Source organism: Actinomyces polynesiensis, assembly GCF_000820725.1.
GTDB classification, from domain to species: Bacteria; Actinomycetota; Actinomycetes; order Actinomycetales; family Actinomycetaceae; genus Pauljensenia; species Pauljensenia polynesiensis.
In genome coordinates, this window is sequence record NZ_CCXH01000112.1 from 1 (window position 1) to 3,620 (window position 3,620).

Genomic DNA, 3,620 nt, shown 5'->3' on the forward strand with positions numbered 1-3,620 from the left:
ACCCCGAGGCCGGCCCCCGGCGTGCCGGGCAGCTCCGCGGACGAGGGCGGCCCCGCGGCCCCCGGGACTCCCTGTGACCCCGACCCGTCCGGGACACCGGCGCCTCCGGGATCTCCCGGTTCCGCGGGTGAGATCGGCTCCCGCGGTTCCGCGGAGGGAGCGCTGTGACGGCGCTGCGCCTGCTGCTGGCGGACGACGACCCGGTGTTCGCCGCCGCCATGGCGGACCTGCTCGGGTCCCGCGAGGACGTCGACCTCGTGGCCGTCGTACCGGACGGCGCCGCAGCCCTGGAGGTGCTGGAGGGAGGGGGCGTCGACCTCGCCCTGCTCGACGTGGACATGCCGGTGCTCGACGGGATCGCGACGGCGCGCCGCATCGCGGGGTCGTTCCCCGGCGTTCGGGTGGTCATGCTCACCGCCTTCGAACAGTCCGACTCCCTGGGACGCGCGCTGGTGGCCGGTGCCAGCGGGTTCCTCACGAAGGACATGCCGGTGGACCGGCTCGTCGCACTGCTCCACGAGGTCATGCTGGGGGCCACGGTGATGGGGCCCCGCCCCGCCACCCTGCTCGCCGACTCCTACCGGGAGCGCACGCGTGGGCGTGGTGACGACCTCGCGTTCACCACCGCGGTGGCGGACCTGCCGCCGCGGTACCGGCAGGTGTTCGACCTGCTGACCAAGGCCGCGTCGAACCGCCGGATCGCCCAGAGCCTGCACCTGAGCGAGGGAACGGTCCATGTGTACGCCTCGGCGGTCCTCCAACTCACCGGGTGCGCCTCCCGCTCGGAGCTGGCCATCCGCGCCATGGACTCCGGGTTGGGATGAGGCGCCGGCTCCTGCCGGGTCCCGCGCCCGACCTGCCCTGACCCGTCCCGGACGGTGACCGCGTGGCACCGGGACCGTCACGGGGCGAAGACTGGGCGCTATGACGGACGAACCAGAGGGCGCGGACAGCGCGTCACCACCCGGCGGGTCGCCGCCGCCCGGTGGTCGACCGGCCCCGGGCAACCCGTTGGCGCCCGGAGGGACACCACTGCGCGGCACCTCGCCGCTGACGGGTGGCGCGCGGACGCCGGACCCGCACCCACCGGCCGGACTGACCACGGCCGAGGCGCAGCGCCGCCCGGGCGAACACGGCCGGAACACCGTCCAGGACACGGCCCCGCACCCGGTCCGCTCCGCCCTCTCGAAGCTCTGGGCACCCGTCCCGTGGATGCTCGAGGCGGCCATCGTGCTGGAACTGGTGCTCGGACAGTACGCGGAGGCGGCCGTCATCGCCTCGCTGCTCCTGTTCAACGCGACGTTGGGCTTCGTCCAGGAGCGGAACGCCCGCACGACCCTCGACACCCTCACCACCCGGCTCGCCCCCACCGCCTCGGTGCGACGCGACGGGGAGTGGTCGACGATCCCCGCCGCCGGGCTCGTGCCCGGTGACCTGGTGACGCTGTCCCTCGGCGCCGTGGTGCCCGCCGACGTCACCCTCACCGACGGCTCGGTGCTGCTCGACTCCTCGGCACTGACCGGCGAGTCCGTCCCGGAGGAGGCCGGTGTGGGTGCCACGGCCTTCGCGGGCGCCCTCGTCAAGCGTGGCGAGGCCCACGCCACCGTCACCGCGACCGGCACGGGGACCCGCTTCGGACGCGGCGCGGATCTCGTGCGCTCCGCCCATGTCGAGAGCACCGAGCAGAAGGCCGTCTTCCGCATCGTCCGCAACATCGCCTTCTTCAACGGCGGGATCACGGTCCTCATCGTCGTGTTCTCGCTCCTCCTCAGGATGGAGGTCGGTGACCTCCTCTCACTGGTGCTCGTGGCCGTCCTCGCCTCGGTACCGGTCGCGCTGCCGTCGATGTTCACACTCGCCGCCACCGTGGGCGCGCAGGAGCTCGGGCACCAGGGCGTGCTCCCCACCAGGCTCTCGTCCCTGGACGAGGCTGCGGGTGTCGACGTCCTCTGGGTCGACAAGACGGGCACCCTCACGGAGAACTCCCTCGCAGTGGCGGAGGTCCGCACCGCTCCCTCGACCGACACCCCCCACGTGCTGGCCCTCGCGGCCCAGGCCAGCTCACAAGGTGGCGCAGACCCCGTGGATGCCGCGGTGCGGAAGGCGGGGGGGAGCACCCGGTCACCGACTCCCCACAGCTCGTCGACTTCACCCCCTTCGACCCGGTCCGCAAGCTCTCCTCCGCGACCGTCCGCCACCCCGACGGCACCACCTGCACCGTCAGGAAGGGCGCCTACGCCGTGATCTCGGCCGGTGCGGTGGGCACCGACTGGGTCGGCCGTTCCGTCGGGGAACTCGAGTCCACCGGCCACCGGGTCCTCGCCGTGTCGTCCACCAGCGGGGACCGCACGAGCCTCATCGGCCTGATCGCTCTCGGTGACCCCCCGCGCGAGGACTCCGCCGGCCTCGTGCGTCGGCTCGACGAGCTCGGTGTCCGCACGGTCATGGTGACCGGGGACGCCCCCGCCACCGCCTCCGCCATCGCCGGGCAGGTCGGGATCACCGGTTCGGTGGCCACCGAGGTGCCCCGTTCGCAGGGCGCGGACGTCGGCGGTGTCGGCGTCTTCGCGGGCGTGCTCCCCGAGGACAAGTTCGACCTCGTGAAGCTGCTGCAGGGGGAGGACCACATCGTCGCGATGTGCGGCGACGGCGTCAACGATGCCCCCGCCCTGCGTCAGGCCCAGATGGGGATCGCGGTCTCGACCGCGACCGATGCCGCCAAGTCGGCAGCCGGCCTCGTGCTCACGGTCCCCGGCCTGGCCGGTGTCGTCGCCTCGATCGAGGTCGGCCGCTCGACGTTCCAGCGCATCCTCAGCTACACCCTGCGCTCGATCATCCACAAGACGACGCAGGTGCTCTTCCTCTTCGCCGGGCTCCTCATCACGGGCGGCGCGCTCATCACCCCGGTGCTGATGGTCATCATGATGATCACCGGGGACTTCCTGGCGATGTCCTCCTCGACCGACAACGTCACCCCCTCGGCCCGTCCGAGCAGGTGGAGGATCGGGTGGCTCACGGTCGCGGGTGTGGTGCTGGGCGTGTGCGACCTCGTGTTCTGCATCGCCTCGATCCTCGTGGGCCACCTGGTGCTCGGGTTCGACACCCACCTCATCCAGTCCATGGCCGTCGTCACCCTGGTGTTCAGTGGGCAGGCGATCTTCTACGTGTCGCGCGAACGCCACCACCTGTGGAGTTCACGCCCGAGCGGGTGGATGGTGGACTCCTCGGTCGTCGACGTCACGCTCATCACCGTGCTGGCGACCTGCGGCATCCTCATGGCCCCGCTCCCCCCGGGCGTCGTGGCGGGGGTCGCAGGTGGTGCCGTGGTGCTGGCGCTGACGCTCGACTCCGTGAAGGTGGCTCTCTTCAGGCGGCTGTCCATCGTGTGACCGGGCCGGGGTCGGGGCGCTCCGGTGTGCTCGGGACGCCCGGTCCGGGGCGAGCTGTCCCGCCCGGCCCACCCGAGGGGGTCACCGTCGTTCCCGCGCCGGATCGGTGTCCGCTGCCCGCCACCCCGCCTCACCGCAGACCCGCGCGGGCCACCGCCTCGAAGCCGAGCTCCAGGTCCGCCAACAGGTCGGGCAGGTCCTCGATGCCCACCGACAGCCGCACCGTGCCCG

The 3,620-nt window shown here is 72.7% G+C and carries 3 protein-coding genes; all 3 read left to right on the plus strand.

Going from position 1 to position 3,620, the window contains the following annotated elements; genetic code table 11:
- Window positions 1-164 precede the first annotated feature (164 nt).
- Window positions 165-824: a response regulator gene (locus TA90_RS05365; RefSeq protein ID WP_043534988.1), complete on the plus strand. Its 660-nt coding sequence runs from the start codon at window positions 165-167 to the stop codon at window positions 822-824.
- Window positions 825-924: 100 nt separating this feature from the next.
- Window positions 925-2,244: an HAD-IC family P-type ATPase gene (locus TA90_RS14995; RefSeq protein WP_197067855.1), complete on the plus strand. Its 1,320-nt coding sequence runs from the start codon at window positions 925-927 to the stop codon at window positions 2,242-2,244.
- Entirely contained in the window at window positions 2,241-3,389 is a 1,149-nt protein-coding gene (locus tag TA90_RS15000; RefSeq protein WP_197067856.1) for an HAD-IC family P-type ATPase, read from the plus strand. Before TA90_RS14995 ends, TA90_RS15000 begins: the two co-directional genes overlap by 4 nt.
- Window positions 3,390-3,620: the final 231 nt, after the last annotated feature.